Source organism: Micromonospora sp. NPDC051141, from assembly GCF_044455765.1.
In the GTDB taxonomy this organism is placed as follows: domain Bacteria; phylum Actinomycetota; class Actinomycetes; order Mycobacteriales; family Micromonosporaceae; genus Micromonospora.
Window position 1 is genome coordinate 129957 of the sequence record NZ_JBITFD010000003.1, and the last position, 20510, is coordinate 150466.

Sequence of the window (20510 nt, forward strand, 5' to 3'; positions counted from 1 at the left end):
TCGGCGGGGTGGAGCAGACCCGAACCCTCACCCCCCGCACCGCCGTGATCTGGTCGGTGCTCCGGGCCGAGCTGAGCCGGCGGGCCGACGAACGGCTCGCCGTGCTCGACGTCGGCGGCGGGACCGGCGGCTTCGCCGTCCCGCTCGCCGAGGCCGGCCACCGGGTCACCGTGGTCGACGCCAGCCCCGACGCGCTCGCCGCGCTGACCCGCCGGGCCGCCGAGGCCGGGGTCGCCGATCGGGTACGCGCGACGCAGGGCGACGCCGACGCGCTCGCCGGGCTGGTCGAACCGGCCTCGGTGGACCTGGTGCTCTGCCACTCCGTGCTGGAGGTGGTCGACGACCCGCAGCCGGTGACGGCGGCGCTTGTCGCCGCGTTGCGTCCCGGTGGCGCGGCCAGCGTGCTGGTCGCCGCGCGGGCCGCCGCGGTGCTCGGCCGGGCGATGAACGGGCAGCTCGACGCCGCCGCCGCGCTCGCCGCCGACCCGCACGGCACCGCCGGGGGCCGGGACACGCTGCGCCGCCGCTACGACGCCGACGGCGCGACCGCGCTGCTCACCGCCGCCGGGCTCGCCGTCGAGGAGATCCACGGCGTACGCGTGCTCGCCGACCTGTTGCCGGCCGCCGTGGCCGACGGTCAGCCGGCCGCCCTGGTGGAGTTGGAACGGGCCCTGGCCGGTCGGTCGCCGTACCGGGACCTGGCCGCCCAACTGCACCTGTTCGCCCGCCGCCCGGCATGACCGGCCCGGTCCCGGCCCCCCTGGACCGGGTCGCGCCCCGCTACGACGGCGGCAGCCTGGTCGACGTGCTGCCCAGCGCGTTGTCGCTGCTCGGCGTGCCCGGCGCGGTCGACCGGCTCGACCTGACGCCCCGGCTGGCCGGGGTCCGCCGGATCGCCGTGCTGCTCGTCGACGGCCTCGGCTGGCACCAGATCCCCACCGCCGCCCGGTACGCGCCGACGCTGACCGGGCTGGCCGCCACCACCGGCACGCCGCTCACCGTGGGTTTCCCCTCCACCACCCCGACCAGCCTGGTCGGCCTCGGCACCGGCGCCCCGTCGGGCGCGCACGGCGTGCTCGGCTTCACGGTCCGGGTGCCCGGCACCGACCGGGTGCTCACCCACGTCGACTGGGCCGGCGACCCCGACCCGTTCCGCTGGCAACCGGTCCCCACCTGGTACGAGCGGGCCCGCGCCGCCGGCGTGGCGGTGACCGTGGTGAGCCGTCCCGAGTTCGCCGGCAGCGGCCTGACGCTGGCCGCCAACCGGGGCGGCGACTACCGGGGCGCGGCCGGGATCGACGCGCTCGCCGCCCGGATGCTCACCGCGCTGGCCGCCGGCGTCGGGCCTACGCTGGTCTCCGGCTACCACCCCGACCTGGACCGGCACGGGCACCTCAGCGGCGTCGACTCCGGGCCCTGGCGGACGGCGGCCACCGAGGTGGACGCGCTGCTGGCCCGTCTGCTGGACGGGTTGCCGCCGGACGCCGCGCTGCTGGTCACCGCCGACCACGGCCAGCTCGACATTCCCGCCGGGCACCGGATCGACCTGGACGCCGATCCCCGGCTGCGGGCCGGGGTGCGGGTGGTGGCCGGCGAGCCCCGGGTCCGTTACCTGCACGTCGAGCCGGGCGCCGAGGCCGACGTGGTGGCCGCCTGGCGTGGGGTGCTGGGCGGGGCGGCCGACGTGCTGACCCGGGCGGAGGCGGTGGCCACCGGCTGGTTCGGGCCGGTGCCGGAGGCGCACCTGGCCCGGATCGGCGACGTGGTGGTGGTCTGCCGGGACACGTACGCGGTGGTCGCCACCCGGTCCGAGCCGCCGATGGTGTCGCGGCTGGTGGCGTACCACGGCGCGGACACCGCCGCGGAGATGACCGTCCCGCTGCTGGTGGTCCGGGGCTGACCGGTCCGGCCGGGCCCGGCCGGACGGGGCTGACCGGTCAGGTTGTCGGACCGGCGGGCTAGCCTGCGGGGCATGGGCCGCAGCCAGTCGTTGCCCCGGGGTGGCGGTGACCCGCGCTTCGGGCCGGACGCCGACGACACCGGCTGTTCCATCCTGCACGTCGACATGGACGCGTTCTTCGCCTCGGTGGAGGTGCGTCGCCGCCCCGAGCTGCGTGGCCGGCCGGTGGTGGTGGGCGGCGTCGGGCCACGCGGCGTGGTCAGCTCCGCCAGCTACGAGGCCCGGGAGTTCGGGGTCCGCAGCGCGATGCCCACCGCCCGGGCGCGGGCGCTCTGTCCGGGCGCGGTCTACCTGCCGCCCGACTTCACCGCCTACTCGGCCGCGTCCCGGGCGGTCATGCAGATCTTCCGGGACGTCACCCCGCTGGTCGAGCCGCTCTCCCTGGACGAGGCGTTCCTCGACGTGGCCGGTGCCCGCCGGCTGTTCGGGCGACCGGCGGCCATCGCCGCGCTGATCCGTCGCCGGGTGGCCGAGGAGCAGCGGCTGACCTGCTCGGTCGGGGTCGGGCCGACGAAGTTCGTGGCCAAGCTGGGCTCCACCCGGGCCAAGCCGGACGGCCTGCTCGTGGTGCCCGCCGACCGGGTGCTGGACTTCCTGCACCCGCTGCCGGTGTCGGCGCTGTGGGGGGTGGGGGAACGCTCGGCGGAGGCGTTGCGCCGGCTCGGCCTGCGGACGGTGCGCGACCTGGCGGAGGCGCCGGCCGGTCTGCTGCGCCGGGCGGTGGGCGAGGCGTCCGCGACGCACCTGCACGAGCTGGCCCGGGGGCGGGACCCGCGCGGGGTCTCCCCGGAGCAGGTGGAGAAGTCGATCGGGGCGGAGGTCACGTTCGACACCGACGTCACCGACCCGGTCGAGATCCGGCGCGCGCTGCTCGCCCTGGCCGAGAAGGCGGGCGCCCGGCTGCGGGCGGCCGGTCAGGTGGGTCGCACGGTGTCGCTGAAGGTCCGGTTCGCCGATTTCCGCACCATCAGTCGTTCCCGCACGCTCGGCGTGCCGACCGATACCGCACGGGAGATGTTCGACACGGCCTGGGCGCTCTGGCTCGCTCTCACCCCTGGCGAGGCGGTTCGTCTGGTCGGCGTACGGATGGAGGGGTTGGCCGCGGCGGGGGAGACCCCGCAGCAGCTCACCCTGGGTGCGCCGGAGCGGGGGTGGCGCGAGGCGGAAGCGGCGGCGGACGCGGCGGCTGCCCGTTTCGGGCGGTCCGTCATAGGTCCGGCCAGTCTTCTCGGCCGGCGCGATCCACGACAAGTCGAAAAACCGACCCGGCCGTAGGTCGTCCCGCTTTCCGACGCGCGAGCCCCCTCGTAGACTTGCGGGTAAGCAGCCGGTTGGCTGCCACGGTCTGTCGGCCCGACCGGGCCGACCAACGTGACCGGGGAGGAGTGCCGTGCCGCTCTCGGAGCACGAGCAGCGGCTGTTCGAGCAGATCGAGCGGTCGCTTGCCGAGGATCCCAAGTTCGCCTCGGCCGTGCGCGCCAGCGACCCGCGTTTCCACGCGCGGCGTCGCGTGCTCGTCGCTGCCGGCGTGGTCGTCGCTGGTCTGGCACTGTTGATCTACGGTGCCGTGATCAAGATTCCTGCGGTGGCCGTGGCGGGCTTCGTCGTCATGCTGGCCTCGTTGGGCTACGCGGTGCAGTCGCACCGCCGGTCCCAGTCGCCCGACCTGCACGTGGTGGGCGGCACAACGACAAGTCGGCGTCGTCCCCGTGGCCGCAGTGGCCGGCGGGGCTCCTTCCTCGATCGGATGGAGGACCGCTGGCGGCAGCGCCCGGAGGGCCACCGCTGACCACGCCCCGCCCCTGACCCGGGCGGGGCCGCGACGGGCGCTTGCCGGCGCGTGCCGGCAAGCGCATTCGCCGCGTCACCCCCACCCCCACCCCGCGCGTTGTCCCCCTGATTCACGGAAAGAGTGGTTATCCGGGCCCGGATAACCACTCTTTCCGTGAATCAGGCACTACGACGGCGGAGGGGAGGTCAGCGGGCGGGGCGGTTGGCGAGCAGGCGACGCGGGTTCCAGCGCAGCATCCGCTGCCGGGCCTGCCCGGTGACGGTGACCAGGCGGGCCGACCGCTCGGCCAGGGCGGTCTGCCACCGCGCCAGCACCGACGGCGGCAGCACCGCCGCCAGCAGTCGGGTCCGCCGGTCCGCCCGGGCGGCGAGCGCTCCCCGGACCGTCCGCAGGGCCGGCTGCAACTCGGCGTCGGTCAGCGGATCACGGGCGTACCGGGCCCGCTCCTCGGCCCGACCCAGCAGCCGTACCCCGGTCACCGCGCCGGCGTCCTCGACCAACGCCTCCCGGCTCAACCGCTCGGCGGTGGCCCGCGGCGTCTCCGTGCCGTCCACCGGCACGTGGAAGTCGACGAGCGTGTCGAGCAGTTCGTCCCAGGCGGCGTGCGCGTCGGCGCGGGCCGCCTCGGCGTCCACCCCGACCACCATCTCGGGGCCACCGCCCCGCTGCCCGGGCACGGCCACCGCGGTGGCCGCCGGCAGGGTCGCCCGGACCCGCCGCCGACGACGCAGCGCGGAGCGGCGCAGGGCCGGCACGGCCAGCAACGCCAGCAGCGCGAGCACCCCGGCCAGCCACCACGGCCAGACCCGGTCCTGCCGGGTCGGCCCGTTGTCGCCGACCGCCAGGCCCTGGTCGGCGTCCTTGTCCAGGCGGTCCGGTTCGTTCGGGCCGGCCGACGGGTCGGTCGCGTCGGGCGCGGCGCTGCTGCCCGGCACGGGGGCGACCTCCTCCGGGGCGTCGATGTCCGGGGCCCAGGCCGACCGCACCGAACCCGGGATGCTCGCCGCCGGGGTGGCGTCGAACGGCACCCAGCCGATCCCGCCGAAGTAGACCTCGGTCCAGGCGTGCAGGTTCTGGTTGGTCAGCACGTAGGAGCCGTCGCCGCCGTTGCTGCCGTTGGTGAACCCCACCGCCACCCGGGCCGGTACGCCGGCGGCCCGCACCAGCCAGGCCATGGCCGCCGCGTACTGCTGGCAGTAGCCGACCTTGGTGGCCAGGAAGTCGGTGATGTCGTCCCCGCTGCTGCCGGCGCGGGTGGAGAGCGCGTAGGTGAACCCGTTCTCCACCGAGAAGTAGTCGTAGACCGCCCGGACCTTGTCGTAGTCGGTCTGCCGGCCCTTCACCAGCCGTTCGACCAGCCGGTCGACGGCCGGGACCGACGGGGTGACGGTCTGCTGGCGCAGCACCGCGCTGTCCGACGGCAGGGACGGCGCGGCGCGCAGCGCCGCCGGGCTGAACGTCGACCGCACGTAGTCGAAGGAGTAGCGCTTGCCGCGGGCGTTGTCCCGGCTGGAGAAGACGATCTGCTGCTGCGGGTCGTAGCGCCAGTTGCCGGCCAGGTCGTCGGTCTTCACCGGCTCGGCGTAGACCGGCATCAGTGGCATGTTCAGGTTCTTCGTCACCTCGACGGTGGCGCGGTAGCGCTGCTGCTCGACCCCGCGGGGCGCGCGTTCGGCCGGGTCGGGCAGGCCGCGGGTGACCGACTGCCCGCTGGGCACGCGCGCCTGGAAGCCGCTCGGCCGCAGATCGTCCACCACACCGAGGCGCAGGTAGAACGGGTTCGGCTCGTTGGTGGTGACCTTGACGAGGTCGAACCGCTCGCTCTGGTTGAGCTGCCCGCTGAGCGCGGCGAACAGGTCGATCCGGCCCGTGCTGCCGCCCTGGCCGGGCCGCCCGTTGCCGTCGCCGGGGCCGGTGCCGAGGTTGTTCATCAGGCCGCCGGTCATCCCCGGCACCGCCAGCGGCAGCGCCACCGCCACCACCACCCCGACCACGGCCAGCCGCCGGCCGGCCGCGGCCAGCGGCGACGCCTCCCAGACGTCGACGTCGCGGCCCTCGCCGGTGAACCGGCGCCCGAACCGACGTACCCGGTCGACGTTGTCGGTGACCAGCAGCCACAGGTAGCCGGCGGCGCCCACCACGAACGGGGTGGCCGGGACGCTGTCCACGTAGACCGCCACCGGCACCGAGTAGATGGCCAGCATCGGCAGCCCGGCCAGCGCCGGCCGGCGCAGCCCGACCGCGAGCACGTCCACCACCACGGCCACCGCGCCGATGCCGAGCACGGCGAGGAAGAGCAGCGAGTCGACGTCGGGCACCTTGACGCCGTAGCCGCGCATGTCCTCAAGCGAGGTCTGGAGCAGGTCGCCGAAGTGGGCGAACGTGGCCGGGGTCGGCACGAACGCGAACGCCTCGGTGCCGCCCGGGAAGACCCACGTCAGGCCCAGGGTCAGGCCGGCCAGCATGGCCAGCAGTTGGCCCCAGAGCGGGGCCCGCCCCAGCCGGGCCAGCGCCGCCGCGCCGGCCACCACGGCGACCACGATGGCCGCCTGGACCAGCCACGTCCAGCGTTCGAAGATCGCCGACAGTGGGGCCGCCGCCAGCAGCGTCGCCGCCGCGGCGACGAAGCCGATGTTGCGGTGCGGGATCACCGAACCACCCTTCCGGTCATCGCATGCCTCCGGCGACGGTCTCGGCCAGCGCCGCCCGCAGGGCGAAGCCCTGGGAGCCGCGCCCGGCCTGCGGCCACAACGCCGGCAGTCGGTTGCCGTGCTCCACCCCGATCACCCGCCAGCCGCTCTGCAACAGGGCGAGCGCGGCGTTGCCGTGCGCCCGCTCCGCCTCGGCCCGTGCCTTCGGCGCCAGGTTCAGCCAGGTGTTGCTGTCGAGCAGGAACGCCACGCAGGTGGCGCCGTTGCCACGCAGCCCGGCCAGCAGTTCCGCCTCGGCGTCGCCGAGCGTGCCGAGCAGCGCGATGATCAGGCCGCCGTCGGCCCGCTGCCGGACCTGCTGCACCAGCGTGGTGATCTCGCCACGTCGGTCGAGGTGCACCTCGGCGAGGTGATCGAGGAGCACCCCCTCGCCGCCGGCCTCGGTGGCGCCCACGTCGGCGCCGTTGCCGGTGACCAGGCGCAGCTTGTAGCCGGCCTGGCGCAGGTGCACGGCGATGCTGGCGGCGGCCGAGACGGCCCACTCGAAGCTGGCCGTCGGGCCCTCGCCGCGATGCCCGGCGGCGCGGGTGTCCAGCACCACCGTCGCCCGGCTCTCCCAGGGCTGCTCCTCGCGGCGCACCATCAGTTCACCGGTGCGCGCGGTCGACTTCCAGTGCACCCGGCGCAGATCGTCGCCCATCCGGTACTCCCGGGTGGCGGCGTCGTCCTCGCCGTGCACCGCCACCGAGCGGGCCCGGCTGTCGCCGCTGCCGGCGTACTCGCCGGGCAGCCGCACCGCGGGCAGCGGGGTGACCTGGGGGATCACCGTGAGGTGGTCGGTGCTGGGGAACGAGCGGGTCAGCTCGCACAGCCCGAACGGGTCGGTCAGCCGGATCACCAGCGGGCCCACGTCGTAGCGGCCCCGCACGTCGGCCCGGACCGTGTACGCCACGGAACTGGCCTGGTGCGCGCCGAGCCGTTCCAGCACCACCCGGGGCCGGCTGCCCAGCGCGTAGGGGAGCCGGTCCTCCAGCAGCAGCGTGCCGGTGGGCAGTCGGGACAGGTTCTGCAACCGCAGCACCACCCGGGAGCTGGCGCCCACCGGCACCCGGTGCGGGTCGAGCGTGCGGTTGCAGGCCAGCTTGTAGCGGCTGCGGCCGACGTACGCGGCGGCCAGCAGCGGCAGGACGGCGAGCAGGACGGCCACCCGGAGCAGGTCCTTCTCACCGAGGATGGCGGCGGAGAGCGCGGCGGCGACCGCCGCCGCCAGGAAGGAGCGCCCGCGGGTGGTCAGCCCGCGCAGGCCGTCGCGCACGTCACGGCCTCCGCGGCTCGTACGGCCCCCGGCCGTTGCCGTTGCCGCCACCGGGCCGGGTGTCGTACGGGGAGCGCTGCCGGTCGTGCGGCAACGGCAGGCGGTGCACCAGCTCGGCGACGATCGCGTCGGTGGTGCGCCGGGCCAGTTGCGCGTCCGCGGTCGGGATGATCCGGTGGGCCAGTACCGGCACCGCGAGGGCCTGGAGGTCGTCCGGCAGCACGTAGTCGCGGCCCTCCAGCGCGGCCACCGCGCGGGCGGTGCGCAGCAGTTGCAGCGTGGCCCGCGGGGAGGCGCCGAGTCGCAGGTCGGGCGCCTCTCGGGTGGCGGTCACCAGAGCGATCGCGTACTGCTTGACGGCGTCGGCGACGTGCACCTGGCGGACGTGGCCGATCAGCCGCCGCACGGTGGCCGCGTCGGAGACCGGGCGCAGGCCGGACAGCGGGTCGGTGGCGCCGTGACCGTCCAGCATGGCCAGCTCGGCGTTCGGGTCCGGGTACCCCATCGCGATCCGGGCGGTGAACCGGTCCCGCTGCGCCTCGGGCAGCGGGTAGGTGCCCTCCATCTCGATCGGGTTCTGCGTCGCGATCACCATGAACGGCGTCTGGAGCTGGTAGGTCACCCCGTCGACCGTGACCTGCCGCTCCTCCATGCACTCGAGCAGGGCCGACTGGGTCTTCGGCGAGGCCCGGTTGATCTCGTCGCCGACCACCAGGTTGGCGAAGACCGCGCCGGGGCGGAACTCGAAGTCGTGGGTCTCCTGGTTGTAGACGCTGACGCCGGTGACGTCGCTGGGCAGGAGGTCGGGGGTGAACTGGATCCGGCGGACCGAGCAGTCGATGGAGCGGGCCATGGCCTTGGCCAGCTTGGTCTTGCCGACGCCGGGAACGTCCTCGATGAGCAGGTGGCCCTCGGCGAGCAGCACCGCCAGCGCGAGCCGGACGGTGGCCGTCTTGCCCTCGATGACCTGCTCGATGTTGGCCACGACGGCCTCACTGGCGGCACGGAACTCGTCGTGCGGCAGCAGACCGCCCACCTCGTCCCAGGTCTGTTGTGTCACGGGCCTCCTCCTCGTCGCCGGAACGGCAGCTCTGTATAGAGCACCTGGACCCGCCGTTGGGTTCGCGACGCCGAGCCTCGTCTGCCGCACGCATCTCACTGGCCTCTCAGGCTAACCATGTTTGCCGGGAACGCCGACTCCCGCAGGTGGTCGGTCGGTTACGCCCGGAATATTCGCCGGACGGGGGACCGGGGTACACTGCGACCCATGGCCGGAGTCTTCCTGCTTCTTACCGAGCCGTGCTGATGCGCTGAACGCGCGACAGCACGGCCGCCCCTCCTGCGCGAGGGGCTTTTTTGTGCCCGCAGCAGACCTCCACCACCCGATGAGACCGCGCCGAGGAGACGCCATGAGTGAGGCAGCCGCACCGGCCACCGACATTCCCCCGTTCCGGTACACCGCCGCCCTGGCCGAGGAGATCGAACACCGCTGGCAGGACACCTGGGAACGGGAGGGCACCTTCCACGCCCCGAATCCGACCGGCCCGCTGGCCGACCCGGAGCACCCCCGCGCCGGCGCCGAGAAGCTGTACGTGCTGGACATGTTCCCGTACCCGTCGGGCGCGGGCCTGCACGTCGGGCACCCGCTGGGCTACATCGGCACCGACTGCTACGCCCGCTACCAGCGGATGGCCGGCCACAACGTGCTGCACGCGATGGGCTTCGACGCGTTCGGCCTGCCGGCCGAGCAGTACGCGGTGCAGACCGGCACCCACCCGCGGACCACCACGGTGGCCAACATCGAGCGGTACAAGGCGCAGCTGCGCCGGCTGGGGCTGGGCCACGACGAGCGGCGCTCGGTCGCCACCATCGACACCGAGTTCTACCGCTGGACGCAGTGGATCTTCCTGCAGGTCTACAACTCCTGGTACGACGCGGACGCGCGCCGGGCCCGCCCGGTGGCCGAGCTGATCGCCGAGTTCGAGGGCGGCACCCGGCCCACCCCGGACGGCCGCCCCTGGGCGGAGCTGACCGTGGCCGAGCGCCGCCGCGTCGTCGACGACCACCGGCTGGCGTACGTCTCGGAGGCGCCGGTGAACTGGTGCCCCGGGCTGGGCACCGTGCTGGCCAACGAGGAGGTCACCGCCGACGGTCGCTCCGAGCGGGGCAACTTCCCGGTCTTCAAGCGCAACCTGAAGCAGTGGATGATGCGGATCACCGCGTACGGCGACCGGCTGCTGGACGACCTGGACACGCTGGACTGGCCCGAGCCGATCAAGCTGATGCAGCGCAACTGGATCGGCCGGTCCACCGGTGCGCACATCGACTTCCCGACCGCCGCCGCCGCGGTGCGGGTGTTCACGACCCGGCCGGACACCATCTTCGGCGCCACCTACCTGGTGCTGGCGCCCGAGCACGAGCTGGTCGACGTGCTGGTGCCGGCCGCCTGGCCGGCGGGGACCCGGGACGCCTGGACCGGCGGGCACGCCGGCCCGCGCGAGGCGGTCGAGGCGTACCGCAAGGCCGCCGCGGCCAAGACGGACATGGAGCGGCAGGCCGACAGCCGGGAGAAGACCGGCGTCTTCACCGGCGCCTACGCCGACCACCCGGTCACCGGCGCGCCGGTGCCGATCTTCATCGCCGACTACGTGCTGGCCGGTTACGGCACCGGCGCGATCATGGCGGTGCCCGCCGAGGACGAGCGGGACCACGCGTTCGCCGAGGTCTTCGAGCTGCCCGTGGTGCGTACGGTGCAGCCGCCGGAGGGGTTCGCCGGCGGGGCGTACACCGGGGACGGGCCGCGGATCAACAGCGCCGCGCCCGCGGCCGGCCTGGACCTGAACGGCCTGGGGCTGGCCGACGCGAAGGCCCGGGCCATCGGGTGGCTGGAGGCCAAGGGGCGCGGCGTCGGCGCGACCACCTGGCGGCTGCGGGACTGGCTGTTCTCCCGGCAGCGTTACTGGGGTGAGCCGTTCCCGATCGTGTACGACGAGACCGGGGCGCCGATCGCGCTGCCGGAGTCGATGCTGCCGGTCGAGCTGCCCGAGGTGGACGACTTCTCGCCGAAGACGTTCGACCCGGAGGACGCCGCCAGCAACCCGGAGACCCCGCTGTCGCGGCGGCGCGACTGGGTCGAGGTGGAGCTGGACCTGGGTGACGGGCCGAAGCGGTACACCCGGGAGACCAACGTGATGCCGCAGTGGGCCGGCTCCTGCTGGTACGAGCTGCGCTACGTGGACCCGACCGCCGCCGACCGGTTCGCGGAGCCGGAGAACGAGGCGTACTGGATGGGCCCGCGGCGGCCCGGCGACTGCGGGGGCACCGACCTGTACGTCGGCGGCGCCGAGCACGCCGTGCTGCACCTGCTGTACGCCCGCTTCTGGCACAAGGTGCTGTTCGACCTGGGGCACGTCTCCTCGTTCGAGCCGTACCGCCGGCTGTTCAACCAGGGCTACATCCAGGCGTACGCGTTCACCGACCCGCGCGGCGCGTACGTGCCGGCCGAGGAGGTCGTCGAGGTCGACGGCCGGTGGTTCCACGGCGAGACGGAGGTCCGGCGCGAGTACGGCAAGATGGGCAAGTCGCTGAAGAACGTGGTCACCCCGGACGAGATGTGCGCGGCGTACGGCGCCGACACGTTCCGGGTGTACGAGATGTCGATGGGCCCGCTGGAGGTGTCCCGTCCGTGGGAGACCCGGGCGGTGGTCGGCTCGTACCGGTTCCTGCAACGGGTCTGGCGCGCGGTGGTCGACGAGGGGACCGGCGCGTCACGGGTCACCGACGCGCCCGCCGACGAGGCGACCCGGCGGCTGCTGCACAAGGTGATCGACGGGGTCCGCGCCGACATGGACGCGATCCGGTTCAACACCGCGATCGCCAAGCTGATCGAGCTGACCAACGGCCTGACCAGACTGGCGGAGACGCCGCGCGAGGTGGCCGAGCCGCTGGTGCTGATGGTCGCCCCGTTCGCCCCGCACATCGCCGAGGAGCTGTGGCGCCGGCTGGGCCACGACACCTCGCTGACGTACGCGGACTTCCCGGTGGCCGACCCGGCCCTGCTGGTGGCCGAGTCGGTGACCTACCCGGTGCAGGTCAACGGCAAGGTCCGGGGCCGGGTCGAGGTGCCGGCCGACGCGCCCGAGGACGTGGTCCGCGCGACCGCGCTGGAGGCGGTCGCCGGCGTGCTGGCCGGCAAGGAGCCGCGCAAGGTGATCGTGGTGAAGGGCCGGATGGTCTCGGTCGTCGCCTGACCCGAGGTCGGGGGTCGTGGCCGGTCGCCGCCCGGGACCGGAGGTGACTCCGCGGGGCCTATGAACTTGATGGCGTGGATGACTCGCCGGCACCACACGCCGGGAGGCGTCGTGGCTGAGCCACCTACGCCATCAAGTTCGTAGGCACTTCCAAGCGCAGGCCGCACCCCGCGGGCCGGTGGCCCGCCGCGAGTACGGGCGGCGGTCAGGTGATGCCGAGCGCGGCGGAGACCGCCCGGCGGTGCCGGCGCAGCCAGTCGTGCCAGCCGCGGACCGTCTCGACCACGCCGGCGGCGCGCAACCGGCGCATGCCGGGCGCGTCCCGGTCGGCGCCGGCGTCGATCCCGCGCCAGGTGGCCTCGATCTGGCCGAGCATCACGCCCACCAGCCCGGCCCGGGGGAGCAGCCCGCCGGCCGGGCCCTCGTAGGCGTCGCAGAGCAGCCGGCAGCGACGGCCCAGCTCGGCCGGGTCGGCGTCGCCGCCGAGCGTGCCCCAGTGCCAGCCGGCGAACGCCACGTCGTCGATGCGCCGACCCGGACCGGCGAGGTCCCAGTCCAGCAGCGCCACCGGCACCGGACCGGCCGGTCCGGCCCGGTACACCGTGTTCTTCGGGGACAGGTCCCGGTGGCAGACCGTCTCCGCGCCACCGGCCAGCCCGGTGCCGGCGCAGGCGTCGTGCAGCGCCCGGATCAGCCCGGCCAGCCCGGTCAGCGCCGCGTCGGCGAAGAAGGCCGGCTCCTCCCGGTCGCGCCACGGGACCACGCCGTCGATGTGGGAGAGCACCTGCCGGCCCTGTTCGTCCACCCCGAGGTACGCGGGCGCGATCCCGGGCGCGGTCGACGCCAGGTGACCCAGCAGCGCGGCGACGAAGTCGGCGTTGGCGGGCCGGGTCCGGCGGACCGTGTCCCCGACCCGGACCACCTCGGCGATGAACCCGCCGGGCAGCGTCTCCTCGGTGCCGGCCACGTCAGCTCGGACCGAGTCGGCGTTGTCGCTCGGCCCGCCACCAGCGATGGATGATCAGCACGCTGGCGATCAGGCCGAGGCTGGCCGGCGCGGCGGCGTACCAGTTGATGGAACCGGGGCTGGTCACCGCCGCGCCGATCGCGGCGTAGCCGATGGCGGTCGGGGCGGAGGCGATGACGCTGCCGGCCAGGAACGGCAGCACCCGGGCCCCGGTGGTGCCGTAGCCGTAGCTGACCAACCCGAAGCCGGCGATCGGCAGCAGCCGGACGGTGATCACCCCGAACACGCTCTGCCGGGCGAACCAGCCGTCCAGCCGGGCCAGCCGGCCGCGGACCCGCTCGGCCACGAACTCCCGGCCCAGCAGCCGGCCGACCGCGAAGCCGAGCGCCGCCGCGAGCAGCGCCGCGCCGAGCGCGTACGCGGCGCCCTGCACCGGCCCGAAGATCGCGCCCGAGGCCAGCGTGACGAATGTCCGGGGCACCAGCGCGACCAGCAGCAGCGCGCCGCCGACCACGGCCGCGACCGGGGCGTACCCGCCGAGCGAGTCGGCGAGCCGGGGCAGGTCGGCCGCGTCCGGCCGGGGCACCAGCAGCAGTGTGACGCCGAACCCGGCGAGCAGCAGGAGCAGCAGCCCGAACCGGCGCGCCGACGGCTGCCCCAGCAGCCCGACGAGGCGGCGGGCCGCCGGTCGCCGCCCCGGCCGGGCGGCCCCGGTCATGCCCGGGCGGCGGCGGCCACCGCGGCGCGGCGCTCGGACCGGAGCCGGTCGGCCCAGGTGTCGTCGAGCGGGGGGAGCTGGTGGATGCCGGTCGCCCAGCGCAGCAGCAGGTCGGCCAGGTCCGGGTTGCGGGCCAGCGCCGGGCCGTGCGAATAGGTGCCGAGCAGCTTGCCCCGCCACGCGCCCTCGGTGGCGCCGTCGTTGCCGATCCCGGTGGTGACCCGGGCCAGCGGCGACACGCCCGGACCGAGGTGGGTGCGGCCACCGTGGTTCTCGAAGCCGGTTAGGTGCGGGATGCCCAGCCGGGGGTCGACCTCGCCGGCCAGCTCGCCGACCGCCCGGGTCGGACCCCGGTCGGAGGAGAGGTCGAGCAGCTCCAGCCCCTGGCAGCGGGTGCCCTTGGCGAAGAACGAGGTGCCGAGCAGTTGGTAGCCGGCGCAGACGCCGAACACCACCGAGCCCTGGGCCACCGCCCGGTGCAGGCCGCCGTCGGCGAGCAGGCGCTGGGCGCCCAACGCCTGCGGACCGTCCTCCCCGCCGCCGATCAGGTAGATGTCGGCGGTGGCGGGCAGCCGCTGGTCGGAGCGGACCTCCAGCACCTCGACCGGCATGCCGCGCAGCTGGGCCCGGCGGGCCAGGATCAGCGCGTTGCCCCGGTCGCCGTAGGTGGACAGCAGGTCGGGATAGACCCAGACGATGCGCAGGCTCTCAGTTGACACGGTCCAGCTCCGCTCGGATGTCCTGGAAGGCGGTGTAGTTGGCGATGACCTCCAGCCGGCCCGGCGGCACCGCGCGGACCGCCTCGTCGAACGTGCGCACGTGCCGGAACGGCACGCCGTTGACGTCGAGCCGGACCGCCAGGTCGTACGCCCGGTCGCCGGTGATCAGCACCTGCCGGCCGGCCAGCGGGGCGAAGTCGACGTCGAACAGCCACGAGGTGTCCAGCCCGTCGGGGTCGCGCGCGTTGATGGAGAGCAGGGTCGGCGCGACGTCGGCCATGTCGAACGCCTCCAGCCAGCTCGCCGGGTTCTTGGCCAGCAGCAGCCGGATGTTGCGCCCGTCCCGGTCGACCTGGGCGTAGCGGCCGGCCACCGAGGTGACCGAGCCGAGCCGGGAGACCGCGTCCACCGGGCGGACGCCGAACTCGGCGGCGACCGCCAGCGCGGTGGCCGCGTTGCCGAGGTTGACCTTGCCGGGGAGCTGGAGCTGGATCTTGTGCCAGGCGCCGGTGGGGTCGAGCACGCCGTCGTCCTCCACCGTCCACTGCGGCTCGGGGCGGCGCAGCGGGCAACCGGTGCACCACCACTGCCCGCCGGAGCGCTGGATGGTGGAGCCGCACTCGGGGCAGACCCACGAGTCGTCGTGCCAGCGCTGGCCGGCGCTGAACCAGGTGACGTGCGGCGGCACGTGGCCCTGGGCCGGGTCGGCCGGCGGGGTGGCGGCCCAGACCACCATCGGGTCGTCGGCGTTGGCCACCACCCGCACGTCGGGGTGCCGGACCAGGGCGGCACGCCAGAGCTGCGCCATCATGGCGACCTCCTTGGCGCGGTCGAGCTGGTCGCGGGAGAGGTTGAGCAGCGCCACCACGTGCGGCTCGGTCGCCTCCAGCACCTGGGCCAGGTAGTGCTCGTCCACCTCCAGCACCGCGTACGGCGTGCTGCCGGCCTTGGCCAGCGCCGAGGTGTGCCCGGTCGGCATGTTGGCGCCGAAGGCGTTGGAGGCGACCCGGCCGAGCACGCCGACCGCGGCGGTGGTGAGCCGGGTGGTGGTGGTCTTGCCGTTGGTGCCGGACACCAGGGCGATGGCCCGCCCGGCCGAGAGGTGGGCGAGCAGGTCCGGGTCGATCTTCAGGCCGATCCAGCCGCCGATCACCGAGCCGTCGCCACGGCCCGCGGCCCGCGACAGCGCCGCGGCGGTGCGCGACACGGAGCTGGCCACCTTTGCCCGCAAGGGCATCTTCGCGTCCGTCACCCGAGCGAGGTTACCGGACCACGCTCGTCACCAGATCGCCGCCGACGGCGAACCGTTCGGCCGGGGACGGACCGGCGGACGGCCGGAGCGCGCTCGGCCGGACGGGGACGGTCCGATGTCGGGTAACGGACCCCCGCCGGGGGCGGCCACCCCCTCCACTCGGCCCCACCCGCGTTGACGTGCGGTTTTGCGCGCGGAAACGCCGCGCCGACCAGGCGATTCTGGTTGCAGGTGGAGGGAAGTGGAGTAGAGTGGGGCGCGATGGTGAGGCCGGGAGGGCCACACCGGCCCGGGGGGTCAGCGGCGCCGCGAACGCCGCTCAGGGCGAGGGGGTTGGGCCGATGTTCCTCGGCACCCACACCCCGCGCCTGGACGACAAAGGCCGGTTGATCCTGCCGGCCAAGTTCCGGGACGAGCTGGCGGGGGGTGTCGTGATCACCAAAGGGCAGGAGCGCTGCCTCTACGTCTTCCCGATGCCCGAGTTCCAGCGGATCGCCGACCAGTTGCGCGCGCAGCCGATGACCAGCAAGGCGGCCCGGGCCTACAGCCGGGTCTTCTTCGCCAGCGCGCACGACGAGGTGCCGGACAAGCAGGGTCGGGTCACCATTCCCGGGCACCTGCGGTCGTACGCGGCCCTCGACCGGGAGCTGGTCGTGATCGGGGCGAGCACCCGGGTGGAGATCTGGGACAGGGCGGCCTGGGAGGCCTACCTCGCGGAGAGCGAAGACGACTTCGCCGACATCGAGGAGGGGGTGCTGCCCGGCGGTCTGTAGGGCGTGACGGCGCCCGACGTACTGCGAGATCTCCAGCCGCTTTCGAGTTCCTGGCACCCCTTCCCCGGTGCCAGGCGCACGATCCGAGACGGAGGGCCGCGGCCTCCGGCGGGCGGGAGCGGATGGGGATCTGGCGGTATGGCGAGGCGTCGTGGCGACGACGGACACGTGCACACAGACGGTTTTCGAACGGTGGGGGTCGACATGGGGGAGCTTCGCGGCACGCACGTGCCGGTGCTGCTCGAGCGATGTCTCGAGCTGCTGGCCCCCGCGCTGGACCGCCCCGGCCGGACCGTCCACGTCGACGCCACGCTCGGCCTGGCCGGGCACGCCGAGGCGGTGCTCACGGCACACCCGGACACGGTCCTGATCGGCCTGGACCGGGACACCGAGGCGCTCGCCCACGCACGGGTCCGCCTGGCCCGGTTCGCCGACCGGATCCACCTGGAGCACGCCGTCTACGACGAGCTGCCCGAGGTGCTCGACCGGCTCGGCTACCCGGCGGTCGACAGCGCGCTGTTCGATCTCGGCGTCTCGTCCCTGCAACTCGACGCGCCCGACCGCGGGTTCGCGTACGCGCAGGACGCGCCGCTGGACATGCGGATGGACCAGACCCGGGGGGTGACCGCCGAGGAGGTGGTCAACACCTACTCCCACCCGGATCTGGCCCGGCTGCTGCGGGTGTACGGCGAGGAGAAGTTCGCCGGGAAGGTCGCCTCGGCGATCATCCGGGAGCGGGAACGGTCCCGGATCACGTCGTCGGCGCGGTTGGCCGAGCTGGTGCGGGACGCGATCCCGGCCCCGGCCCGACGAACCGGCGGACACCCGGCAAAGAGAACGTTTCAGGCTTTACGGATCGAGGTAAACAGAGAACTGGCGGCGCTGGAGACGGCGCTGCCGGCCGCTCTGGACAAGCTCACCGTGGGCGGCCGCCTGGTGGTCCTGTCCTACCACTCGTTGGAGGACCGGCTCACCAAGCAGGCGCTCGCCGACCGGGTCCGCAGCAAGGGCCCGGTCGACCTCCCGGTCGAACTGCCCGGGTCGGGTCCGACGTTCCGGCTGCTGAGCCGGGGCGCGGAGCTGCCCGGGGAGGCCGAGGTGGCCGCGAACTCGCGGGCCGCCTCGGTGCGGCTGCGGGCCGCGGAACGGCTCGACCCGGAGGCGACCCGGCAGGGGCGTACCGACCGCGAACGGTACCGCCGCCGGGTGAAGGCGATGCACCAACCGGGGAACGGGACGGACGAGGAGGGGGAGGGGACATGAACGTCGAGAAGCGCGACGGCCGGGGGGCCGTCGGGCAGCGCGCACCGCGGTCGGGGGGCCGGACCACGGCGCGCACCATGCGAGACACCACGACGACCGCGGCCGACCGTCGGGAGGGGACCCGCGCCCGGGGGACGCGCGAGTACCCGACCGAGGGCAGCGCCGCGCTGCGGCCGGCCGAACGCACCCGGGTCGCCCCGCCGGCGGCGCCGCGGCTGCGGGTCGCCCCGCCGCCGCCGATCCGGGTGCCGCGAGCGCCCTTCGTCGGGCTGATCCTGGTGCTCGTGGTCGGCGGGGTGCTCGGCATCCTGGCGGTCAACACCAAGATCAACGAGAACGCCTTCCGGCTGGAGAAGCTCCAGCAGCAGCAGGCCAAGCTGGACGTGGACGAGCAGGAGCTGAAGAAGGAGATCGCCGAGCAGAAGGCGCCCGGCAACCTCACCGCCAACGCGCGCAAGCTGGGCCTGGTCGAGTCGACGGACCCGGCCTACATCCGGCTGCCGGACGGGCGGACGATCGGCGTGCCGCACCCCGCCGAGGGTGCGCCGACCGGCGTCGGCCAGCAGGGCAACGGAGGCTGAGCGGTGCCACCGAGATCGGACGAACCGCGCCGGGACCCCACGGGCTCCCGGCGCGGCTCGTCGCGTGGGGTTGAGCCGCGGGGGGCCGAGCCGCGTGAGCCGGGCGTCGGCGGGATCTCCGACGCGCGGGCGTACACCCCGCGCGGCCGGACCATCCGCGAGGGCGGCGCGGAACAGCGGCGTACCCCTCGCAGCACCCGGTCCGGTGACCCGTTCCGGCCGGCGTTGCAGGTGCTCGACGGCGGCCGGGCCGGGCGGGCCGGCCGCCGGGAGCCGGCCGCCTCCGGCGAGGGCGCCCGCGCCGGCCGCCGGGCGACGGCGGCCGGGGGGCGTGCCGGCGTGGTGCGGACCGTCTCGGCCCGCCCGGTCGGGGAGCCGTTCGACGACGAGGAGGACGCGCCGCCGCGCCGCCGGCCCGGCCCGCGCCGGCCGGCGGCCCGCCGGCCGGTCCGCAAGCCACGTCGCCCGCCCCGGCTGGGTGACCCGCGCCGGCGGCTGCGGCTCGCCACCGTGCTGGCGCTGACGCTGTTCGCCAGCATCGGCGTGCGGCTGGTCTACCTCCAGACCGTGGACACCCCGGCGTACGCCGACGGCGGCCTGCCCAAGCGGCTCGCCGTGGTCGAGTTGCCGGCCCCGCGCGGCGCCATCCTCGACCGCACCGGCGAGCCGCTGGCGCACAGCGTGGAGGCGCGCTACGTCTTCGCCGACCCGACCCGGGTCAAGGACCGGTTCGCCACCGCGCGGGCGTTGTCCCCGCTGCTCGGTGTGCCGGCCTCCGACCTGGCCGACCGGATGAAGCCGAGCAAGCTGCCCGGCACCGACACCGACCTCCAGTTCGTCTACCTGGCCCGGGGTGTCGAGATCGGCACCGCGAAGCAGATCATGGCGCTCGACCTGGCCGGCATCGACGTGCACCGCGACGAGCGGCGCGAGGTGCCCGGCGGCGACCTGGCGGCGAACCTGCTCGGCTTCGTCAGCCAGGACATGAACGGCCTGGAGGGTCTGGAGGCCAAGTACGACGACCTGCTGCGCGGCGAGGCCGGCAAGCGCACGTACGAGGTGGGGCAGGGCGACCTGGCCGCGCCCATCCCGGGCGGCTACAGCAGCACCACCCAGCCGAGGCCGGGCAGCTCGTTGCAGCTCACCCTGGACCGGGACCTCCAGTTCATGACGCAGCGGATCCTGGCCAAGCAGGTCGCCCAGGTCAAGGGCAGCGTCGCCGCCGCCGTGATCATGGACGTCCCGACCGGCGAGGTGCTGGCGCAGGCCAGCCAGCCCACGTACGACGCGGCCGATCCGACGAAGGTCAACTCGCCGGCCGACCGGGACGACGCGGCCACCAGTTTCGTGGTGGACCCGGGCTCGATCCACAAGGCGATCACCTACGGCGCCGCGCTCCAGGAGGGCGTGATCACGCCGAACACCGCGTTCCCGGTGGCGAACACGATCGTCCGGGGCGGCATCACGTTCCGCGACACCCACCCGGCCGACGGCCGCACCATGAGCGTCCCCGGCATGCTCGCGTTCTCGTCCAACGTGGGCACCATCGAGATCGCCGAGAAGCTCGGCCGGGACCGTTTGATCGACTACCAGAAGCGGTTCGGGCTGGGCCAGCCGACCGGTGAGGGCCTGCCGGGCGAGGCGCCGGGCCGGATCCTCCCGGCCGACCAGTGGAGCGGCTCGGCGTACGGGTCGGTGCCGATCGGGCACAGCGTGGACGCCACGCCGTTGCAGATGGCCGCCGCGTACAACGCGATCGCCAACAACGGGACGTACGTGCAGCCGCACCTGATCAAGGAGACCGTCGGACCGGACGGCACCCGGACGCCGGGCGCCGCGCCCGCCTCCCACTCGGTGCTCAGCCCGGCCAACGCCGCCGCGCTGCGGCGGATGCTGGAGGCGGTCACCACAGTCGACGGCCCGGACGGGCGGGCCACCGGTCTGGCCGCCGCCGTACCGGGCTACCGGGTGGCCGGCAAGACCGGCACCGGCCTGCGCTACGACAACGGCAAGCAGCAGCCCGGCGAGGTCGGCTCGTTCATCGGGATGGCCCCGGCGGAGAAGCCGCGCTACGTGGTGGCGGTCTTCGTCTGGAGCCCCGACGGCGGGGGCGGCGCGGTCGCCGCGCCGGCGTTCCGGGAGATGATGGGCTTCACGCTCCGGCACTACCGGGTGCCGCCGTCGCTGACCGACAAGTCGCCGAAGTTCGAGGTCTTTCCGCGCTGAGCGGGCCGGGCGCGACATCATCGGTGGGTGGCGACGAACCACC

At 74.6% G+C, this 20510-nt stretch carries 16 protein-coding genes; 9 read left to right on the plus strand and 7 right to left on the minus strand.

The window, feature by feature from the left end; translation table 11 throughout:
* Positions 1-8 precede the first annotated feature (8 nt).
* From ACIA6B_RS05940 to ACIA6B_RS05955, 4 genes are all read left to right on the plus strand, one after another.
* The gene (locus tag ACIA6B_RS05940) at positions 9-740 is read left to right on the plus strand and encodes a methyltransferase domain-containing protein (protein ID WP_396771421.1); all 732 of its coding nucleotides are present in this window, start codon (positions 9-11) and stop codon (positions 738-740) included.
* On the plus strand, positions 737-1900 hold the full coding sequence (locus ACIA6B_RS05945) for an alkaline phosphatase family protein (protein WP_396771423.1): 1164 nt from the start codon (positions 737-739) through the stop codon (positions 1898-1900). The genes ACIA6B_RS05940 and ACIA6B_RS05945 overlap by 4 nt, the downstream gene beginning before the upstream one ends.
* 72 nt (positions 1901-1972) lie before the next feature.
* Complete coding sequence (locus ACIA6B_RS05950; protein WP_396771425.1) at positions 1973-3235, plus strand: DNA polymerase IV; 1263 nt, start codon at positions 1973-1975, stop codon at positions 3233-3235.
* A 115-nt stretch (positions 3236-3350) separates the two neighbouring features.
* A complete protein-coding gene (locus ACIA6B_RS05955; protein ID WP_107162615.1) occupies positions 3351-3749 on the plus strand; it encodes a DUF3040 domain-containing protein in 399 nt (132 codons plus the stop codon).
* Between the two features lie 188 nt (positions 3750-3937).
* Here ACIA6B_RS05955 and ACIA6B_RS05960 read toward each other — a convergent pair whose 3' ends face one another.
* The 3 genes from ACIA6B_RS05960 to ACIA6B_RS05970 are packed head-to-tail and all read right to left on the minus strand — an operon-like array spanning position 3938 to position 8778.
* Positions 3938-6403, minus strand: a complete 2466-nt coding sequence (locus ACIA6B_RS05960) for a DUF3488 and DUF4129 domain-containing transglutaminase family protein (protein ID WP_396771430.1) — start codon at positions 6401-6403, stop codon at positions 3938-3940.
* A 16-nt stretch (positions 6404-6419) separates the two neighbouring features.
* Entirely contained in the window at positions 6420-7718 is a 1299-nt protein-coding gene (locus tag ACIA6B_RS05965; RefSeq protein WP_396771432.1) for a DUF58 domain-containing protein, read from the minus strand.
* A 1-nt stretch (position 7719) separates the two neighbouring features.
* Entirely contained in the window at positions 7720-8778 is a 1059-nt protein-coding gene (locus ACIA6B_RS05970; RefSeq protein WP_396771434.1) for an AAA family ATPase, read from the minus strand.
* 349 nt (positions 8779-9127) lie between these two features.
* On the opposite strand from ACIA6B_RS05970, the gene leuS reads away from it, so the two are divergent.
* Positions 9128-11968, plus strand: a complete 2841-nt coding sequence (gene leuS / locus ACIA6B_RS05975) for a leucine--tRNA ligase (protein WP_396771436.1) — start codon at positions 9128-9130, stop codon at positions 11966-11968.
* Positions 11969-12173: 205 nt separating this feature from the next.
* On the opposite strand, the gene ACIA6B_RS05980 is transcribed toward leuS, so the two are convergent.
* The 4 genes from ACIA6B_RS05980 to ACIA6B_RS05995 are packed head-to-tail and all read right to left on the minus strand — an operon-like array spanning position 12174 to position 15609.
* The gene (locus ACIA6B_RS05980; RefSeq protein ID WP_396771438.1) at positions 12174-12935 is read right to left on the minus strand and encodes a phosphotransferase; all 762 of its coding nucleotides are present in this window, start codon (positions 12933-12935) and stop codon (positions 12174-12176) included.
* Between the two features lies 1 nt (position 12936).
* Complete coding sequence (locus tag ACIA6B_RS05985) at positions 12937-13653, minus strand: TVP38/TMEM64 family protein (RefSeq protein WP_396771440.1); 717 nt, start codon at positions 13651-13653, stop codon at positions 12937-12939.
* Complete coding sequence (locus ACIA6B_RS05990; protein ID WP_396771442.1) at positions 13650-14372, minus strand: type 1 glutamine amidotransferase; 723 nt, start codon at positions 14370-14372, stop codon at positions 13650-13652. The genes ACIA6B_RS05985 and ACIA6B_RS05990 overlap by 4 nt, the downstream gene beginning before the upstream one ends.
* Positions 14362-15609, minus strand: a complete 1248-nt coding sequence (locus ACIA6B_RS05995) for a MurT ligase domain-containing protein (protein ID WP_107162628.1) — start codon at positions 15607-15609, stop codon at positions 14362-14364. Before ACIA6B_RS05995 ends, ACIA6B_RS05990 begins: the two co-directional genes overlap by 11 nt.
* Positions 15610-15965: 356 nt before the next feature.
* On the opposite strand from ACIA6B_RS05995, the gene mraZ reads away from it, so the two are divergent.
* The 4 genes from mraZ (at position 15966) to ACIA6B_RS06015 (ending at position 20467) form a co-directional block, all read left to right on the plus strand.
* On the plus strand, positions 15966-16397 hold the full coding sequence (gene mraZ / locus ACIA6B_RS06000) for a division/cell wall cluster transcriptional repressor MraZ (RefSeq protein ID WP_091060154.1): 432 nt from the start codon (positions 15966-15968) through the stop codon (positions 16395-16397).
* 204 nt (positions 16398-16601) lie between these two features.
* The gene (rsmH, locus tag ACIA6B_RS06005) at positions 16602-17660 is read left to right on the plus strand and encodes a 16S rRNA (cytosine(1402)-N(4))-methyltransferase RsmH (RefSeq protein WP_396771444.1); all 1059 of its coding nucleotides are present in this window, start codon (positions 16602-16604) and stop codon (positions 17658-17660) included.
* Complete coding sequence (locus ACIA6B_RS06010) at positions 17657-18241, plus strand: hypothetical protein (protein WP_396771446.1); 585 nt, start codon at positions 17657-17659, stop codon at positions 18239-18241. The genes rsmH and ACIA6B_RS06010 overlap by 4 nt, the downstream gene beginning before the upstream one ends.
* Before the next feature lie 3 nt (positions 18242-18244).
* Positions 18245-20467 (plus strand): peptidoglycan D,D-transpeptidase FtsI family protein, encoded by a 2223-nt coding sequence (locus tag ACIA6B_RS06015; RefSeq protein WP_396771448.1) that lies wholly within the window; start codon positions 18245-18247, stop codon positions 20465-20467.
* Positions 20468-20510: the final 43 nt, after the last annotated feature.

Excerpts from the sequence above, each read along its gene's own strand:
- ACIA6B_RS05945 (WP_396771423.1), top strand. The coding sequence starts at position 737 with ATGACCGGCCCGGTCCCGGCCCCCCTGGACCGGGTCGCGCCCCGCTAC.
- ACIA6B_RS05950 (WP_396771425.1), top strand. The coding sequence starts at position 1,973 with ATGGGCCGCAGCCAGTCGTTGCCCCGGGGTGGCGGTGACCCGCGCTTC.
- leuS (WP_396771436.1), top strand. The coding sequence starts at position 9,128 with ATGAGTGAGGCAGCCGCACCGGCCACCGACATTCCCCCGTTCCGGTAC.
- ACIA6B_RS05985 (WP_396771440.1), bottom strand. The coding sequence starts at position 13,653 with ATGACCGGGGCCGCCCGGCCGGGGCGGCGACCGGCGGCCCGCCGCCTC.
- ACIA6B_RS05995 (WP_107162628.1), bottom strand. The coding sequence starts at position 15,609 with ATGCCCTTGCGGGCAAAGGTGGCCAGCTCCGTGTCGCGCACCGCCGCG.
- mraZ (WP_091060154.1), top strand. The coding sequence starts at position 15,966 with ATGTTCCTCGGCACCCACACCCCGCGCCTGGACGACAAAGGCCGGTTG.
- rsmH (WP_396771444.1), top strand. The coding sequence starts at position 16,602 with ATGGGGGAGCTTCGCGGCACGCACGTGCCGGTGCTGCTCGAGCGATGT.
- ACIA6B_RS06010 (WP_396771446.1), top strand. The coding sequence starts at position 17,657 with ATGAACGTCGAGAAGCGCGACGGCCGGGGGGCCGTCGGGCAGCGCGCA.